We start from the raw sequence: 15,994 nt of genomic DNA, 5'->3' as shown, positions 1-15,994 counted from the left end.
CGAACGGATACTTTAGCCTGGACGGCGCAAGCGAGTGGAGGTCGAGTGCTGAATCCGGCGGCTCTGTCGAACGTCAAGGTCCTCGAGATCGGGGACGGGTGGACGTGCGCGCTCGCGGGCAGGCTGTTGATGGACATGGGTGCCGACGTCAGCAAGTTCGAACTGCCGTGGGGCGATTCGCTCCGCAGCTATGGTCGAGACGACGCCGAACGCCGTGCGGCCTTCGCGCTGCCGAACCGGGACAAGCACATGCTCGACGACGAGCTGGTGCTCGATCGCCTTCGGGCCGGCGTCGACGACGCCGACGTGCTGCTCATCGACGCTGCCGCCGCGCGACGGCTCGGCATCGACGTCGCCGCGGTCGGGCCCGGAACCGTCGTCTGCCGGTTCTCGCCATTCGACGTCGACGGACCGCTGGCCGGGATGGTCGCCAATGACCTGACCCTGCAGGCGATGAGCGGAGTCATGGCCACCACCGGCGAGCCGGGTGGCCGTCCGCTTCGCTCGGGCACCGAGCTTTCCAGCGCCGTCGGCGCGTTGTACGGAGCGATCGGGGTGATGGCCGCATTGATCGAGCGGGAACGCTCCCATCTGGGGCAGCTCGTCGACGTCTCGCTCTACGACTGCATGGTGGCCACCCTGACCAACTTCGCCAGCCGCGTGCTCGGGGGTGTCGAACCGCTCGGGCTGCTCGGCAACCAGGGACCGAACTCCGCCCCATGGGAGCTCTTCGAGGCCTCCGACGGCGAGTACGTCTTCATCATCGCGGGAAGCAACCCGACGTTCGCCCGATTGGCCACGACGATGGGCCGACCCGAACTGCTCGACGACCCGCGATTCGCCACCCACGGCCCGCGCCGCGACCACTACGTGGAAATCACTGCGATCGTGGCGGATTGGGCCAGGACGCTCCCGCGCGACGAGATCGTCACACTGCTCCGCGACAACGGTGTGCCCGTCAGCCCGGTGGCCAGTGTCGAGGAGGTGCTGACCGACGGTCACCTGCACAGCCGCGGTGTGCTCGCCGCAGACGCCGACGGTGCCGAGCTGCTGAGCGTCGGCCCGGCACTCGGATTCCCGTGCGATTCAACGGGAGCAGTATCACAGGGAGCGCACGTAGTTGCGACGAACGGCGTCGTCGACGCATACGAGGGTGGGTCGACGAGGCCCCCTCCGTTGGCGGGGGTGCGAGTGGTCGACCTCGGCACGTTGACCGCAGGTCCGTATTGCACGAGGTTGTTCGCCAACCTTGGCGCAGACGTCCTGAAGATCGAACCGCCGGACGGCGAGCCGGGCCGGCACATGCCCCCGATCGTCGACGGCGAGAGCGTCTTCTTCCAGATCTCCAACAATGGCAAGCGCTCGCTGCAGGCCAACCTGCGTGACCCCCGCGACGTCGCCATGGTGGCCCAGGTGCTCACCGGCACGGACATCATGGTCTCCAACCAGGCTCCAGGAGGTCTCGAGAAGCGTGGGCTCGGCCCGGAAGCCATCCTGGCCGTCGCGCCGGACCTGATCTACACCACGGTGAGTGGCTTCGGAAACGGTGGCGTGCTTGGCGGTCTGCGGGCCTACGACACCGTCATCCAGGCGGCAACCGGCCTGATGAGCCTCACCGGTGAGGAGGACGGACCGCCGCTCAAGACCGGGATCTCCACCGCGGACGTGCTGGGGTCCCTTGCCGCGGCGGCGGCGAGCCTCGGCGCCTACTTCGGCCGCATCACCGGGCGCAACGCCGGAGTCCGGCTCGACGTGGCGCTGTACGACATCTGCTCGTGGAGCACCCAGATGTCCTGGGTCACCGAACAATCGGACCTGCCCGGGGCCACCCGCCACGGCAACGGGCACTGGCTCTTCGCGCCCTATGGGGTCTTCGTCGCGGGCGACGAGCAGTCGGTGGCGATCGCCTGCGAGTCCGACGCGCAGTGGCACGGTCTTGCCGAAGTGCTCGCCGCGGCGTCCCGGCCGCCGGAGGGCTTCGCCCGCTGGGACCGCGCCGAGCGGTGGGATCACCGCGACGAGTTGAACACGCTGATCCAGACATACTGTGCTGCAATGACTCTGGACGACGTCGTGAATGCGCTGCAACTGCACGGGGTGCCGTGCGGGCCCGTCGTCCAGGTGCAGGACGTCATGACCACCCGGCAACGGCTCGCCCGCACGACGGTCGACACCTGGCCTGCGAACGGCAGGTTCTGGAAGGTGACCGACTTCCCCATCCGGCTTCGCGCGACGCCCGGTGCGGTGACCACACCCGCACCGCCGCTTGGATCCGATGACCGCCACATCCGTGCGGACCCCGACACGGCGTGGAACAGCGTCGCCGACAGTGAGGAGACCGGAATCCGTGTCAGCAAGTAAAGAGCGGGCCAAGCTGTTCCTCAGCGAGGCCGACCTGCACGGCGTCATTCCCATCAAGGTCGCCAACGATGCCGTTCGAAATGCGTTCCAGGACTGGAGCAGCGACGACGGCCTGAACGCGATGCGCCAACGGATGCACGCCCCGTCCGGCATGCGCGTGACGACGCACCCGGGGATCAGCCCGTCGCACGAAGCAGGCGGTGTGCTCGTGCACTGCGAGCTCGTCAACGCCGCTTCCGACGTGCAGGTCTACGAGAACATGGCGCCACCCGTCACGGTGCTCTACAACAGTGTCGACGGAGATCTGGACGCCGTCCTGGTTGGCGCGTTGTCGTGTGCAGAGCTGCCCGAGTTGCATTCGTTCACCTCGGTCCGCACCGCGGCGACCAGCGCGCTGGGCACCTTCGCGATGGCCCGTGAGGACTCGAAGGTGTTGGGGATCTTCGGCACCGGCGACCAGGCCCGCACGCACCTGCTGTCGTTCCTCGCCGAGCGACCCTTCGATCGCGTCGTTGTCTACAGCCGAGATGCGGAGAACCGAAAGCGGTTCGCCGTCGAGATGGGTGCCCTCGTGGACGTCGAGATCACGGCAGCCGACGACTCCAGGACCGTGGTCTCCGAATCGGACATCATCTTGACGGCGACCAACTCCAACGTCGCCGTCTTCGACGGCACTGCGCTGAGGCCGGGCCAGCACGTCACCTCGATCGTCGGCAGCAACATGGGTCTGGTGAAGTCTGGTCAGGTTCGCACGCAGCGCCGCGAACTCGACGACGCGACCCTGCTCGGGGCCAACCGGATCGGACTGGTGTCGAAGGCCCAGGCCATCCACGACAGGCAGGGCGACATCTTCGCCCAGGTCGAGTCCGGGCAACTCAGCTGGGACCGCATCGTCGAGCTGACCGAGCTGGTGTCGGGCACCCCCGGCAGGCATAACCGCGATGAGATCACCGTCTTCAAGAACAATGGCGGAATGGGCATCGCCGACGTCGCGGTGGCCGCCGCGGCATACCGGGCGGCGGCCGAGAAGGGGCTTGGTCGGGACCTGTTTTCGGTTTGGTGACCGCTCCTACGACTCTTGTTGGCCGACAATGAAATACCGAGAGGAACTCGCAAATGACTGACCAGATCGCCACCGAGACCAGCGAAGCGCTGTACGAGGTGCGCAACGGCGTCGCTTGGTTGACCTTCAACCGTCCCGATCGACTGAACGCGCTGAACGTCGAGATGGTAAGCCTGCTGCGGGCCTACCTGGAGCAGGCGACCGAAGATTCCGAGGTCAAGGTCATCGTCGTCACCGGCGCCGGCCGCGGATTCTGCTCAGGCGCCGACCGCGCGGGCCTATTCGGCTCGGGCGGCGCGGGCAGCAATCCCAACGCGGTGCCGCAGCACTCGGGCGTGCAGAAGTTCACCGCGAGCCTGTACTACTCGGACAAGCCGGTGATCGCCGCCGTCAACGGGCCCGCGGTCGGGGCGGGCTTCGAGCTGTCGCTGGCCTGCGACGTCCGGATCGCCGCGGAGAGCGCCTATTTCATGGAGGCGGCGATGCGGCTCGGCCTGATTCCCGGTGACGGTTCGGTGCTTCTGCTGCCACGCCTCATCGGTGCGGGGCGCGCCTACGACATCCTGATGACGGGCGACAAGGTCCACCCCGCCGAGGCCAAGGAGATCGGACTGGTGCGCGACGTCGTTCCCGACGCCGAGTTCCGCGACGCGGTGCAGGCCTATGCCGAGCGGCTGGCCAAGCCGCCTGCCGACGCCACCGCCATGCTCAAACAGGCGATGCGGTTCTCGGCGCCTGGCCCCGAGCTCGGTGCGGTATTCAACTTCCTGAGGCTCGGCGTCACCGCAGGCAAGACGCTGCGGCGCGCGGAAGGCTCGCTCCCGAGCGCATGAGCGAGCTCCTGCGCATTCCCTCCGTGCTGATGCGCGGCGGCACCAGTAAGGCCGTCTTCTTCACCTCCGACGCCCTGCCCCGCGGCGACCAGGGGGAGCGGGACCGAATCATCTTGGCCGCCTTCGGAAGTGGTGATCCTCGCCAGATCGACGGGCTCGGCGGTGCGGACGTACTCACCAGCAAGGTAGCGATCATCGGACCGCCCAGCCGCCCAGACGCGGACGTGGACTATACGTTCGGTCAGGTTGGCATCGACGAGAACGTGATCGACTGGAATGGCAACTGCGGCAACATTTCCTCGGCCGTCGGCGTCTACGCGATCGAGGAGGGCTTCGTCGAGGCCGTCGAGCCGGTGACCTCCATTCGGGTGCACAACACCAACACGGCCTCATTGCTCCGCCTAATGGTGCCCGTCGCCGACGGGCGTCCGCGGGTCGACGGGGACTTCGCGATCTCTGGCGTCCCGGGCACCGGCGCCGAGATCAGACTCGACTTCGCCGCCACGGCGGGAGCCACCACCGGCAAGATGCTGCCGACCGGGTCAGCTGCGGACGTGCTCCGCGTCGAGGGCATCGGTGAGCTCGACGTCAGCATCGTCGACGTCGCCAAACTGGCGGTGTTCTTCCGTGCTGAATCCGTCGGACTGACTGGGGCGGAGGGTCCGTCGGCGTTCACCGGAGAGGTACTGGCGAAGTTCGAGGCCGTCCAGCAGGCTGCCGCCGACCTCGTCGGAGTCGACCGGGCCACCGGGATGCCGCGTCCCGTCGCCGTCGCTCCGGCACAGGAGTTCTACCGCATCGGCGACGCCACGACGCCGGTCAGCGCCAACGACGCAGACTTCCTCGGGCGGTGGGTCGTCGTTCCGCCGCCGCGCGTCCACAAGGCCTTCGCGGGCACCGGTGCGGTGTGCACCGGCGTCGCGGCATGCGTGGAGGGTTCGGTGGTGCACCAGGTCCGCACGGCGACGAAGAGTCCCATCGTGCGGATCGGTCACCCGAGCGGTGTCTTCCCGGTCCGCATCGAGCTGGTCGACGGCGAGCTGCGGGAGGCCTCGTTCTCGCGCACGGCCCGCAGGCTCATGGAGGGCAACGTCTTCGTCCGGTCCGCGGCTACCTGATTCATTCGGCCTCACCGGCCCGCCGCGTCTTCAGCAGGCTCGCCATCGTGGTGAGCGCGAGCGTGACGACGATGAACAGCAGGGAGGCGCTCGTTCCGATCTCGGGAAGTGCAACGCCGCCGATGCCGTCTATGTGCGAGCCGTGCAGTGCCTCGAAGAGCAGCTTCACGCCGATGAATCCGAGGATGACCGCGAGCCCCTTGTTGAGGTAGATAACCCTTTCGAGGAGTCCGCCGATGAGGAAGTACAACTGCCGAAGACCCATCAGGGCAAGGGCGTTCGCGGTGAAGATGATGTACGCGTCGTCGGTGAGACCGAAGATCGCGGGGATCGAGTCGAGTGCGAAGACGACGTTCGCGATGCCGATGGCGGCGATCACGATGACGAGCGGGGTCAGCATGCGGTGCGCGCCGACGCGGGTGACGAGCCTGCTGCCGTCGTAGTCCTCGCTGATCGGGAGGATGCGGTGCAGGAGGCGCAGGACGACGTTGTGGTGGTAGTCCGGCTCTTCATCCGCGTCCTCGAGCGCGAGTTGGATCGCGGTGTAGATGAGGAACGCGCCGAGGATGTAGAACACCCAGCTCGCCGCGGCGATGGCGGCCGCGCCGGCGAAGATGAAGACCGCCCGAAGGACAAGCGAAAGAATGATTCCGATATACAACACCTTGTCCTCGGCCAGGTCGGGCACCTCGAACCGGGTCATGATGATCATGAAGACGAAGAGGTTGTCCACACTCAGGCTGTATTCGGTGATGTAGCCCGCGACGAACTGCGGCCCCGACGGCCCAGGCAGGAAGACGAACAGCCCGACCGCGAACAGTGCGGCAAGCCCGACGTAGAAGAGCACCCAGCGAAGCGCGGCTCTGGTCGTGACGGTCGTTTGGCGCTTGGCGATCACCGTCAGGTCGAGGCCGATGATGGCCAGCAACACCGTCACGGTGAGGACCCAGACCAGCGGGGAGACAACAGAAACCACGCGAAGACCTCCGGACGACACGTCGATGACGACCAAAGTATACAATAGTACCCAACTGTGCGCCGCTTGTCAGAGTCGACGCAACCAAGTCCGGACCTCCCGCCGAACGCCGACTTTCCGTCGCGGAAAGTCGAATCCGTCGACGACAACTCGACGTTCGGCGTGGGGGGTCAACTAACGTGGCCGCAATGAACAGCCCACGAGTGCCCGGTGGGGTGGTGCACGAGCTGCCCGCGGACTTGCGTGAGGCGCTAGTCGCCAATGACACGGCCTTCGCCGCCTGGAAGGACATCACTCCGCTGGCGCGCAACGAGTTCATCTGCTGGGTCGAGGATGCCAAGCAAGAGGTGACTCGAAATCGGCGCATCCGCCGAACCCAGGAGGAACTGGAGGAGGGTCAACGCCGGCCGTGCTGCTGGCCCGGGTGCAAGCACCGCGAGCGCACTGGCAGCTAGGCCGCCGAGCGCTCCAGGACGTGAACGCCACAGGCCGAACCGAGTCCGATGACGTGGGCCAGCCCGACCTTCGCATTCGCGATCTGACGGTCGCCGGCCTCGCCGCGGAGGTGATGGCAGACCTCCCAGATGTTGGCGATACCAGTGGCCGCGATCGGGTGGCCCTTGGACTCCAGGCCACCGGACACGTTCACCGGTGTCGAGCCGTCCCGCCACGTGGCGCCCGAGTTGAAGAACTCTGCGGCGCCGCCCTCTTCGCACAGCATCAGGTTGTCGTAGTGCACCAGTTCGGCCGTCGCGAAGCAGTCGTGCAGCTCGACCAGGTCGAGGTCGCTTGGACCGACGCCGGACTGCTCGTAGGCGATGGCGGCGGCCTTGCGCGTCAGCGTGTTGACGTTCGGCAGCACCTGGCAGCCCTCTTCGTAGGGGTCGGTGGTGAGCACCGAAGCCGACACCTTCACCGCGCGCCGCCGCTGCTCGAGCGACAGTGACTTCAACGTCTCCCCGTTGCACACCACTGCGGCCGCGGCGCCGTCGCAGTTGGCCGAGCACATCGGGCGAGTGTTGGGGTACGCGATCATCACGTCGTTCATGATCTGCTCCAGCGTGAACCGCTTCTGGTATGACGCAAGCGGATTCAGCGTGGAGTGGGCGTGGTTCTTTTCGCTGATCTTGGCGAACAACTCGAAGCTGGTGCCGCCGTACTTGTGGCCGTACTCCATGCCGATCTGGGCGAAGACGCCGGGCATGGTCTCGGTGCCGATGCGTCCGTCGATCGGTGCGACCGCGCCGTATCGGCCCGCCGGCGTCCAGGTGTCGGCGTCTTTCTTCCGCGAACCACCTCCGCCGAGCAGGCCGGCGCCGGAGAGCTTCTCGACGCCGACGGCCAGGCCGTAGTCGACTTCGCCAGCCTTGACCGCCATGATCGCGGTCCGCAGCGCGGTGGCACCGGTCGCGCACGCGTTGGCGACGTTGTACACGGGAATGCCGGTCTGGCCGATCTGCTTCTGAAGCTGTTGTCCGATACCGGCACTCGCGTTCATCAGATTGCCCGCCGCGAGCACGCCGATGTCCGCCATCGTGACGCCGGCGTCGGACAGCGCGCCCGTGGCCGCCTCCGCCGCGAGGTCGACGGTGTCGAGGTCGGGGTGCTTGCCGAACTTGGTCATCTGAATCCCGAGGATCCAGACCTCGTCGCTCGCGCTCATCGCAGGTGCTCCTTCGTCAGATGGGGTGTCGAGAAAGGTTGGGGTGCAACGTCAGCCGACGGGCTCGAAGCCGAATCCGACGGCTTCGGTGCCCTCCGAGTCGGCGCCGATCGACTGGGTGGCGAGCCGAACCTTCATGCCGTCGCGGACGTGCTCGGCGTCGGGTTCGATGTTGATCAGGTTGGCGCGGACCTGGGTGCCGTCGCAGTCGACCACGGCCGCCACGAACGGGGTGGGGACGCCCGGTGCCGCGAACGCGACGATGGTGAACGCGCGCACCGTGCCCTCGGTGGCGATCGGGACGGTCCTGAACTCAGAGGCGAAGCAGTTGGCGCACGCGTTGCGTCGGTCGAAGAACCGGGCGCTGCAGTTCGTGCACTCCTGGGCGACCAAGTGCGGTTCGGCGCCGTCGAGCACCAGGTAGTCGACCAATGGGATCTGCGCCGCCATGTGAACCTCCGTCGTCGGTGGCATCGACGTTAGCGCTACGCCTGAGCCGGCAGCGCCGCGGTGTCCTCCTCGTCACTCGACGGGCGCGGGGCCAGCGGCTTTCGGAAGTGGTTGTCGCCGCGGGGGTACACGACCTGCGGCCACCAGAACCACCGGCCGAGCATCGTCGCGATCGACGGCATCAGCAGTGAGCGCACGATCAGCGTGTCGACGAGCAGACCGATGGCGATCGTGGAGCCCATCTGGGCCAGCACGATCAGCTTGCTGCCCAGCATCGCCGCCATGGTCGCCGCGAACACGAAACCGGCCGCGGTGACGACGCCGCCGGTCCCGGCCATCGAGCGGATGATGCCGGTTTTCAAGCCGGCGTGGATCTCGTCCTTGAACCTCGAGACCAGCAGCAGGTTGTAGTCCGATCCGACGGCCAACAGGATGATGACGGACATCAGCATGACGAGCCACTGCACCTGGATGCCGAAGAGGTCCTGCCAGATCAGCACCGAGATGCCGAACGACGCCGCGATCGAGCTGGCCGCGGTGCCGACGATGACGAGGGCCGCCACCGCGCTCCGGGTCAGGATCAGCATGATCATGAAGATCAGCGTGAGTGCCGACACCACGGCGATCAGCAGGTCGTACCTGGCTCCGTCGGACATGTCCTTGTAGGTCGCCGCAACCCCGCCCAGGTAGATCTTGGCGTCCGACAGCGACGACATCTTCAACGCCTCTTGCGCCGCCTTCCGCTCGGAGTCGACCCTGGCGATGCCGTCGACCGTGGCGGGGTCGCTCTCGTGGGTGATGAACATGCGCGCGGACTTGCCGTCCGGCGAGAGGAACATCTTCAGACCGCGTTCGAAGTCGGGATTCTGGAAGGCCTCCGGTGGCAGGTAAAACAGGTCGTCGTTCTTGGCCTGGTCGAAGCTCTGCCCCATCGCCAGGGCGGTGTCGTTGGTGGCCTCCATCTGGTCGAGCAAGGCCTTCTGCGAGTTATACGACGCCAGCGACAGGTCTCTGCTGGTCTTCATCGACGCGATCGTCTGTGGAAGCAGTGCGGTCAACTTCGGCGCGAGTTCGGCCAGTTTGTCGGTGTTGACCTGCACCGCACCCGTCTCGTCGGTCACTTCGTCGATCCCATCGAGGGAATCGAAGAGGGACCGTACCGCGGTGCACAGCGGGATGTCGAAGCAGTGCGGCTCCCAGTAGAAGTAGGCGCGCAAGGGCCTGAAGGTGTCGTCGAGGTTCGCGATGTTGTCTCGCAGCTTTTCGGTGGTCGCGAGTAGGTCCTGCGACTTGGCCGACGAGTCCTGGGTGAGCTTGGTTTGCTCGAGGGAGAGTTGGTATTGCTTCTCCAAGATGTCGATCGAGACGTTCGTCGCATCGATCGTCTTGAGCTGATTGGCCAACTGTTCCCGCTGGAACGGCAGGTTCATGTTGCTGGTCTGGCCCTGAACACTGGTCTGGAATGGAAGCGAGCTGTGCTGGATGGGGATGCCCAGCGGCCGCGTGATGTTCTGAACCATCGCAATGCCCTCGGTGTGCATCACGTTGCGCGCCACCGCGTTCAGCACCAGCATGTCGGCGGGGTTTCGCATGTCGTGGTCGGAATTGACCATCAGGATGTCGGGGTTCATCCGGGCCTGCGAGAAGTGCCGGTCGGCGGCGGCGAAGCCGAGGTTCGTCGGCGCGTCGGCAGGCAGGTAGTAGCGGTCGTTGTACGCCGGCTTGTATCCAGGAATGGCCACGACACCGATCAGCACCACGAACAGGCTGGCCACGAACACCGGGGCCGGCCAACGCACGACGACGGTGCCGACGCGTCGCCAAAACCGGCTCTGCGGAGGGCGTTTCGACTCATAGAGCCCGACGCGGCTACCGAGGAAGAGCACGGCCGGTCCGAGCGTGACGGCGATCGCCACGACCACGACCATCCCGATCGCAACCGGGGCGCCCATGGTGCTGAAGTACGGCAGCCGGCAGAAGCTGAGACAGTACGTGGCGCCGGCGATGGTCAGGCCCGAGCCCACGATGACGGGCGCAACGGACTTGAAGGTGGCGTAGTAGGAGTCGTCCTTGTCCAGCCCCATGCCACGGTCTTCGCGGTAGCGACCGAAGATGAAGATGCCGTAATCGGTGGCGGCGGCTATCGCCAGCATCGTCAGGATGTTGCCCGCGAACGTCGTCAGCCCGAAGGCGCCATGGGTGGCCAGCACGGAGACCACTCCGCGCGCGGTCAGCAATCCGAGAAACGTCAAGAACAACTGGATCAGCGTGGTGCGGATCGAGCGGTAGACGACGAGCAGCATGCCCGCGATCGCGACCAACGTGAACAGCGTGATCTCGGCCAGGCTGGCGTTGCCGATGACGTGCAGATCGTCGGTGAGCGCGGCCGGGCCTGCGACGTAGGCCTGTACGCCCGGCGGAGCCTTGGTGTCTTCGATGGCCTTTCGGACGGCCTCGACACCCTCGTTGGCCAGGGTCTGGCCCTGCTCGCCGGCGAGGTTGATCATCACGTACGACGCCTTGCCGTCGGCGCTCTGCGCACCGGCCGCCGTCAACGTGTCGCCCCAGAAGTCCTGGATGTGCTGGATGTGCGCGGGATCCTGCTGCAGCTTGTGAATGATCTCGTCGTAGTACTTGTGCGCGTCCGGTCCGAGTGCCTGCTGGCCCTCGACGACGATCATCACCGTGCTGTTGGAGTCGAACTCCTTGAAGTTGCCGCCCATCAACTTCATGGCCTTCATCGACGGCGCGTCCTCGGGGGCCATCGGTGCCGAGTGGAGCTCACCGACGACCTCGAGTTGCGGCGCGATCACGTTGACGAGCACGGCGACGAACACCCAGAACAGGACGATCGGTATCGACAGGATGCGGATCAAGTGTGGGACGACGGCCCGCTTGGGCGCGCCGGTGGTCTCGGGCTCGGTGACTGCGTGGGTCATGCGGACTTCACCAGGCAGTAGGTCTGGGCGCCGATCCCGTCGGCCGATTGCTCCTCACGAACGGTTCCGTTCACGGTGACGCGGCATCCAATCTGATCGCCGTCGCCCTGCGCCATGAGGTTGGCGCTGACGGTTGGCAAGGTCGTCGACAAGGTGATCGACCACGGAAGCGGCGCGGTGAGTAGGTGCACGTTGGCGTCCGGGTCGAAATAGCTGATCTGTGCAGAGGTTCCGGGCGGGCCGTACACGTCGTAGACCATGATCTTCGGGTTGAACTGGACGATCTCGATGCCCGCACCGGCATTGGCGTTCAGGTCCTCGGACGCGAACTTCTCGTGCAGGCGCGAGACGACCAGGGCAGCAACCGCCAGGACGACGATCAGCACCAAGGGAATCCACACCTTCTTGAGGCCGCGGCCCACAGGAATGGCCTTCATCCGAAGACACCGTCGGCAGGAGTCTCGGCGCTGGCGACGAGCCGATGCAGCACTGGCAACGCGACCTGGGCCGAAAGCCACAGTGAGCATTGGTCCTCCGACGACAGCGTCGCCAACAACGTCGTGAGGCGTTGGCGACGGAGCCGCTTGCGGTCGTCGAGCAGCCTCTGACCGCACTCGGTAATGCCGATGAGGCAAGCGCGGCCGTCGTCGGGGTCGGGCAGCCTGGTCACCAGATCCTGACGCTCCAGCCGTTGCATCAGTTGAGTCATCGACGGTTGGCTGACACCTTCCTTGGCGGCCAACGTCGTCAAGCGGATGGGTCCTTCGCGGCACACCCTGTTGAGGGCGAACGCCGCAGATGCTCCAAGGTCGGCGCGATCCGTCAGAAACCGCGCCGTCAGGTCGAGGGCCTGGTCGAGAAATTCCCCGACATCGTCGCCGACGTCCGCGTCGGTCAGCCGCTTTTCCACTTCGTACATATATCACGGGCACTATGTAGTCGCAATTGGAGCCCCGCAGAAGCGACTTGTGGTTGCGTACAGCGACTTCACAGGAGTCGGCCCTGTCTGTCGTGCGATCCGGTCGGATTGGGCCAGCTGGCGGTCCGCCGTACGACCGTGGCACCTGACACGGTGTTGTCGCATGAAATATGTTGTCGCACACCATCTGCCAGAGCTAGCGGACGGTGGCACGAGGTCAACGTCGAGAAGACAACTACATGTTGTTGACTATGTATTGGTTGACGGCCGCGGTTGTCCGGCCCTCCGCTCCGGTGGCGAGCAGGTCCAACAGCGCGCCTCGCAGCACCGCGAGCGCCAGGGTGCGCCGGGTGGCACCGTCCTTGCTGCGCCGCTCACGCGGGGGCTGGCACTGGGCCAGGACCGCGAGCCAGTCCTCCACGGTCGAGGCCGCGAACCCCGCCCACGATCCGTCCGGCTCGACGAGCGACCGGGCGTAGGCCTCGGCCCACAGCCGCAACAACGGACGATGTTCCTTGGCGGCCAGCCACTCCCAGACCTTCTCCACCGCCGTGGCCAGGCCGACGGGTGCTCCGTCAGTCGCCGCTCCGAGCCGGTCCAGCATCGTGAGCTCGTCGGCGCGGGCCCTGGCGAGCAGGGCCCGAACCAATCCGTCCTTGTTGCCGAAGAGGAACACCAATACGCGCGGGCTCGAACCGATGGCCGCCGCCAACGGGCGCAGCGACATGTCGGCGATGCCGTGTTCGAGTCCGTAGCGGTAGGCGGCTTCCAACAGCTCCGTCTGCCGGGTGGAAGGGGTTGTCGGCTCCGCGGTCACGGGAGTAGCCTACCTCTACTGAAACAGTCGTTTCAGTAGTCTGAAAGGCGTGTTCCGAAAGGCGAAGTCATGACTCAGCAGGGCCAGGGATCGGGTGTCGCGATTCGCCGTGCCGACCGACCCGGCGACCTCGGATGGGTCGTGATGGCCCACGGCGAGGGCTATGCCGAACAGTTCGGTTGGAACACCGACTTCGAGGCCTTGGTGGCCGGGATCGTGGCCGACTACGCCGCGAGTCATGACGCGACGCGCGAAGCGGCCTGGATAGCCGAGGTCGACGGGCGTCGGGCAGGCTGCATCTTCTGCGTCGCCGGGGACGAACCCGACGTCGCCAAGCTGCGCATCCTGTTGGTCACCGCCGACGCCCGTGGCCTCGGTGTCGGCACCCGGCTCGTCGCGCAGTGCCTCGAGTTCGCCCGCGACGCCGGCTACCGGCGGATCACGTTGTGGACCAACGACGTGCTCACCGCGGCACGCAGGATCTATCAAACCTTCGGGTTCGTGCTCACCGACGAAGCGCCGCACCACAGCTACGGCCATGATCTCGTCGGCCAGAACTGGACGCTCGAGCTGCGTCAGATCAGCTCGACGACCTCGCGGGCACAGCCCCAACTCAACGTGATGCCCGCGCCGCCGTGCCCGTAGTTGTGCACGACCCGCGCACCGGACGCTAACGGGTCACCCTCTTCGAGACGCACGGTCGGCCGGCCCGGGCGGAGCCCAACCACTTGCTCAAGCACCCGAGCGCCGCGCAGCGCGGGCACCAGGTCGCAGCAACGCGCGACGATCGCTGCGCCGACGTCGGGGTCGATCGTGGTGTCCCACTGGTGTTCCTCGAGCGTGCCGCCAAGGATGCAGTCGTCCGTCCGCGGATGCACGTACGCGCGACCGCCGGGGTGATCCTCGTCGCGGACCGACATCGTCAGCCCGGGATTGCTTACTCGCACGATCCGACCTCGGACCGGATACACCGACGGGTCGTCGACTAGTTCCCGCGCACCGAGGCCGGTGCAGTTGACGACGACGTCCGCGTCGTCCACCTCGTCCAGTGACCGCAGGCGTTGCTTCACGAACTCACCACCGAGACCTCGCACCCGAGCGACCAGCCACGGCAGGTAGCGCGGCATCTCTGCCAACGGCACTGCGAAGCGCAGCCCGTGTCGATATCCCGGGGGAAGCTCATCCGGCTCGGCGGCACGGACACCGCCCACCGCGGCCGCCCACTCCGGTTCCGGCGGCGGCTCCCGGTAGAGCCCCAGCGACTCGCGCATCACCACTCCGGGCACCCGAGTCGCCGCCTGTTCGGCCAGTACGTCGAACGTCTGTTTGCCCCAGTGCGACACCCGGTCCGGCGGCCCGACGTGGGTCGGGAACCACACCGCCGCGGCGAGCGCCGACGTGGTGGCCGCAGCCGGGTCCGCCGCGACGACGCGCACCTGGTGACCAGCCTCGAGCAGCGCGATGGCAGTGGTCAGGCCGATGATGCCGGAGCCGACCACGACGATCCGCGGTGGTTGCGTCATGAGTTCACAACGGTACGCGGGCACACGCCCGTCGAAACCGGCCAGCTAACTCCCCGCCTCCATTACGCTCCGAGAAACTAGGAGGCAGCCAATGAAGACCTTGGGCATAGCGACGTTGGCGGTCGGCATTGCGATCGGCCTGGCGCCGCCCGCGGCAGCAAGTGAGGACTCGTACCTGGCCAAGGTCCAGGACAGGCTGGCGTATCTGAGTAGGGATCAGCTGCTCACCGAGGCGTACAAGGTGTGTCAAATGACCCTCAGCGGTCATGCGACGCCCGCTGCGATACCCGTGGTGACCAAGGACTTGGCGATTACGGTGCCCGCGGCGGTGGAGATAATCACCGCTGCCGTAACCGAATTCGGGTGCTGATCGCCGCTACGACGACGAACGCCTGGCGCGGGCCCGACGCTTGCCTTCGTGCATGGCCGCGACCCGGGCGACCGGGATGGTGCGACCTTGCTCGATGAGGTCGCTCGGTAGTCGTTGGGGCGGCGGCATCGACTCCGTCCAGGACGGCCTGCCCTCGAACGCGGCCACGGCAGTGTGCACGGTGAAGTCGCTTGGCGTGACGCTGTCGAGGTCCGACCAGTCGAGCGGGAAGGACACCGGGGTGCCCGGACGCAGCCTTGGTGTGTACGCCGCGGCGACGGTGGCTCCGCCCGCGCGCGTGGAGTCCACGAACACCTTGCCGCCGCGGTCCTCCACGATGAACGCCGTGGTGGCGAGCTCCGGGTCGAGCGCCTCGGCCCGGGCCGCCAGCGCGCGGGTCGCCGCGGCCACGTCATCGACGGGTGCGGCGTCGTCGATCGGGACGAACACGTGAATTCCCTTGGCGCCGCTGGTCTTCACCGCACCGGCCAACCCGCTGTCGGCGAGTGCCCGACGCACCAGGTGTGCGACGGCCACGACCTTCGCGAATTCATCGGCTGGCGGATCGAGGTCGAGTATCAGGTACGTGGGCCGGTAGACGTCGCCGGCCAACCCCAGTGTGGGGTGGTACTCGACCGCACGCTGGTTGGCCAACCACAGCAGAGTGCGCCGGTCGTTGCACAGCGCGTAGTGCACCTCTCGGTGCGACGCCTCGGCCCACATCGGCACGGTGCGGACCCAGTCCGGCGTGTACTTCGGCACGTTCTTCTGCATGAACGGCTCGCGGCCGCGCAGCACCCGCAGCACCGTCAGCGGCCGGTCGACGAGCCCGGGCAGCATGCGGTCGGCGACGGCGTCCAGGTAGTCGACGAGATCGCGCTTGGTGGCGCCCGCGTCCGGACTCAACGGCTCGTCGAGGTTGGTGAGGTCGACGCCGTCGCGCTGCTCGCTGGTCGCCACGG

Annotated in this window: 16 protein-coding genes; 7 read left to right on the top strand and 9 right to left on the bottom strand. The window is 66.7% G+C overall.

Annotation, left to right across the window (positions count from 1 at the left end; all coding sequences use genetic code 11):
- Nucleotides 1-45 precede the first annotated feature (45 nt).
- From SLQ33_RS15045 to SLQ33_RS15030, 4 genes are read left to right on the top strand one after another with little or no spacing between them, the layout of a single operon-like run.
- Entirely contained in the window at nucleotides 46-2,361 is a 2,316-nt protein-coding gene (locus SLQ33_RS15045) for a CaiB/BaiF CoA transferase family protein (RefSeq protein ID WP_319454659.1), read from the top strand.
- Nucleotides 2,348-3,424, top strand: coding sequence for a hypothetical protein (locus SLQ33_RS15040; protein WP_319454658.1), 1,077 nt, complete (start codon nucleotides 2,348-2,350; stop codon nucleotides 3,422-3,424). The genes SLQ33_RS15045 and SLQ33_RS15040 overlap by 14 nt, the downstream gene beginning before the upstream one ends.
- 53 nt (nucleotides 3,425-3,477) lie before the next feature.
- On the top strand, nucleotides 3,478-4,257 hold the full coding sequence (locus SLQ33_RS15035) for an enoyl-CoA hydratase/isomerase family protein (RefSeq protein ID WP_319454657.1): 780 nt from the start codon (nucleotides 3,478-3,480) through the stop codon (nucleotides 4,255-4,257).
- Nucleotides 4,254-5,375, top strand: coding sequence for a 2-methylaconitate cis-trans isomerase PrpF family protein (locus SLQ33_RS15030; protein WP_319454656.1), 1,122 nt, complete (start codon nucleotides 4,254-4,256; stop codon nucleotides 5,373-5,375). The genes SLQ33_RS15035 and SLQ33_RS15030 overlap by 4 nt, the downstream gene beginning before the upstream one ends.
- A 1-nt stretch (nucleotide 5,376) precedes the next feature.
- On the opposite strand, the gene SLQ33_RS15025 is transcribed toward SLQ33_RS15030, so the two are convergent.
- Entirely contained in the window at nucleotides 5,377-6,351 is a 975-nt protein-coding gene (locus SLQ33_RS15025) for a TerC/Alx family metal homeostasis membrane protein (protein ID WP_319454655.1), read from the bottom strand.
- A 188-nt stretch (nucleotides 6,352-6,539) separates the two neighbouring features.
- On the opposite strand from SLQ33_RS15025, the gene SLQ33_RS15020 reads away from it, so the two are divergent.
- Nucleotides 6,540-6,806 carry a YdeI/OmpD-associated family protein gene (locus SLQ33_RS15020; RefSeq protein ID WP_319454654.1) on the top strand — a complete coding sequence of 89 codons (267 nt, stop codon included), beginning with the start codon at nucleotides 6,540-6,542 and terminating at the stop codon, nucleotides 6,804-6,806.
- On the opposite strand, the gene SLQ33_RS15015 is transcribed toward SLQ33_RS15020, so the two are convergent.
- The 6 genes from SLQ33_RS15015 to SLQ33_RS14990 all read right to left on the bottom strand — a co-directional run bounded on the left by SLQ33_RS15015 (nucleotide 6,803) and on the right by SLQ33_RS14990 (nucleotide 13,139).
- Nucleotides 6,803-8,014: a thiolase family protein gene (locus SLQ33_RS15015; protein WP_319454653.1), complete on the bottom strand. Its 1,212-nt coding sequence runs from the start codon at nucleotides 8,012-8,014 to the stop codon at nucleotides 6,803-6,805. The genes SLQ33_RS15020 and SLQ33_RS15015 overlap by 4 nt on opposite strands.
- Before the next feature lie 51 nt (nucleotides 8,015-8,065).
- Nucleotides 8,066-8,464, bottom strand: a complete 399-nt coding sequence (locus tag SLQ33_RS15010) for a Zn-ribbon domain-containing OB-fold protein (RefSeq protein ID WP_319454652.1) — start codon at nucleotides 8,462-8,464, stop codon at nucleotides 8,066-8,068.
- Between the two features lie 35 nt (nucleotides 8,465-8,499).
- Nucleotides 8,500-11,403 (bottom strand): MMPL family transporter, encoded by a 2,904-nt coding sequence (locus SLQ33_RS15005; RefSeq protein WP_319454651.1) that lies wholly within the window; start codon nucleotides 11,401-11,403, stop codon nucleotides 8,500-8,502.
- On the bottom strand, nucleotides 11,400-11,840 hold the full coding sequence (locus SLQ33_RS15000; protein WP_319454650.1) for an MmpS family transport accessory protein: 441 nt from the start codon (nucleotides 11,838-11,840) through the stop codon (nucleotides 11,400-11,402). Before SLQ33_RS15000 ends, SLQ33_RS15005 begins: the two co-directional genes overlap by 4 nt.
- A complete protein-coding gene (locus SLQ33_RS14995; RefSeq protein ID WP_319454649.1) occupies nucleotides 11,837-12,313 on the bottom strand; it encodes a MarR family winged helix-turn-helix transcriptional regulator in 477 nt (158 codons plus the stop codon). Before SLQ33_RS14995 ends, SLQ33_RS15000 begins: the two co-directional genes overlap by 4 nt.
- 244 nt (nucleotides 12,314-12,557) lie before the next feature.
- Nucleotides 12,558-13,139, bottom strand: a complete 582-nt coding sequence (locus SLQ33_RS14990) for a TetR/AcrR family transcriptional regulator (protein ID WP_319454648.1) — start codon at nucleotides 13,137-13,139, stop codon at nucleotides 12,558-12,560.
- Nucleotides 13,140-13,208: 69 nt separating this feature from the next.
- On the opposite strand from SLQ33_RS14990, the gene SLQ33_RS14985 reads away from it, so the two are divergent.
- Nucleotides 13,209-13,784 carry a GNAT family N-acetyltransferase gene (locus SLQ33_RS14985; RefSeq protein ID WP_319454647.1) on the top strand — a complete coding sequence of 192 codons (576 nt, stop codon included), beginning with the start codon at nucleotides 13,209-13,211 and terminating at the stop codon, nucleotides 13,782-13,784.
- Here SLQ33_RS14985 and SLQ33_RS14980 read toward each other — a convergent pair.
- Complete coding sequence (locus SLQ33_RS14980; RefSeq protein WP_319454646.1) at nucleotides 13,715-14,662, bottom strand: FAD-dependent oxidoreductase; 948 nt, start codon at nucleotides 14,660-14,662, stop codon at nucleotides 13,715-13,717. The genes SLQ33_RS14985 and SLQ33_RS14980 overlap by 70 nt on opposite strands.
- Before the next feature lie 91 nt (nucleotides 14,663-14,753).
- Between SLQ33_RS14980 and SLQ33_RS14975 the strand changes: the two genes are divergently transcribed.
- On the top strand, nucleotides 14,754-15,032 hold the full coding sequence (locus tag SLQ33_RS14975) for a hypothetical protein (protein ID WP_319454645.1): 279 nt from the start codon (nucleotides 14,754-14,756) through the stop codon (nucleotides 15,030-15,032).
- Nucleotides 15,033-15,038: 6 nt separating this feature from the next.
- Here SLQ33_RS14975 and SLQ33_RS14970 read toward each other — a convergent pair whose 3' ends face one another.
- Nucleotides 15,039-15,992 (bottom strand): ATP-dependent DNA ligase, encoded by a 954-nt coding sequence (locus SLQ33_RS14970; protein ID WP_319454644.1) that lies wholly within the window; start codon nucleotides 15,990-15,992, stop codon nucleotides 15,039-15,041.
- Nucleotides 15,993-15,994: the final 2 nt, after the last annotated feature.

The sequence above is a fragment of the Mycobacterium sp. RTGN6 genome (genome assembly GCF_033804605.1).
In the GTDB taxonomy this organism is placed as follows: domain Bacteria; phylum Actinomycetota; class Actinomycetes; order Mycobacteriales; family Mycobacteriaceae; genus Mycobacterium.
The sequence above is the reverse complement of the archived record's forward strand: the minus strand, read 5'-3'. Positions and strand labels throughout refer to the sequence as shown.

Excerpts from the sequence above, each read along its gene's own strand:
- SLQ33_RS15035 (WP_319454657.1), top strand. The coding sequence starts at position 3,478 with ATGACTGACCAGATCGCCACCGAGACCAGCGAAGCGCTGTACGAGGTG.
- SLQ33_RS15030 (WP_319454656.1), top strand. The coding sequence starts at position 4,254 with ATGAGCGAGCTCCTGCGCATTCCCTCCGTGCTGATGCGCGGCGGCACC.
- SLQ33_RS15020 (WP_319454654.1), top strand. The coding sequence starts at position 6,540 with ATGAACAGCCCACGAGTGCCCGGTGGGGTGGTGCACGAGCTGCCCGCG.
- SLQ33_RS15015 (WP_319454653.1), bottom strand. The coding sequence starts at position 8,014 with ATGAGCGCGAGCGACGAGGTCTGGATCCTCGGGATTCAGATGACCAAG.
- SLQ33_RS15010 (WP_319454652.1), bottom strand. The coding sequence starts at position 8,464 with ATGGCGGCGCAGATCCCATTGGTCGACTACCTGGTGCTCGACGGCGCC.
- SLQ33_RS15005 (WP_319454651.1), bottom strand. The coding sequence starts at position 11,403 with ATGACCCACGCAGTCACCGAGCCCGAGACCACCGGCGCGCCCAAGCGG.
- SLQ33_RS15000 (WP_319454650.1), bottom strand. The coding sequence starts at position 11,840 with ATGAAGGCCATTCCTGTGGGCCGCGGCCTCAAGAAGGTGTGGATTCCC.
- SLQ33_RS14985 (WP_319454647.1), top strand. The coding sequence starts at position 13,209 with ATGACTCAGCAGGGCCAGGGATCGGGTGTCGCGATTCGCCGTGCCGAC.
- SLQ33_RS14980 (WP_319454646.1), bottom strand. The coding sequence starts at position 14,662 with ATGACGCAACCACCGCGGATCGTCGTGGTCGGCTCCGGCATCATCGGC.
- SLQ33_RS14975 (WP_319454645.1), top strand. The coding sequence starts at position 14,754 with ATGAAGACCTTGGGCATAGCGACGTTGGCGGTCGGCATTGCGATCGGC.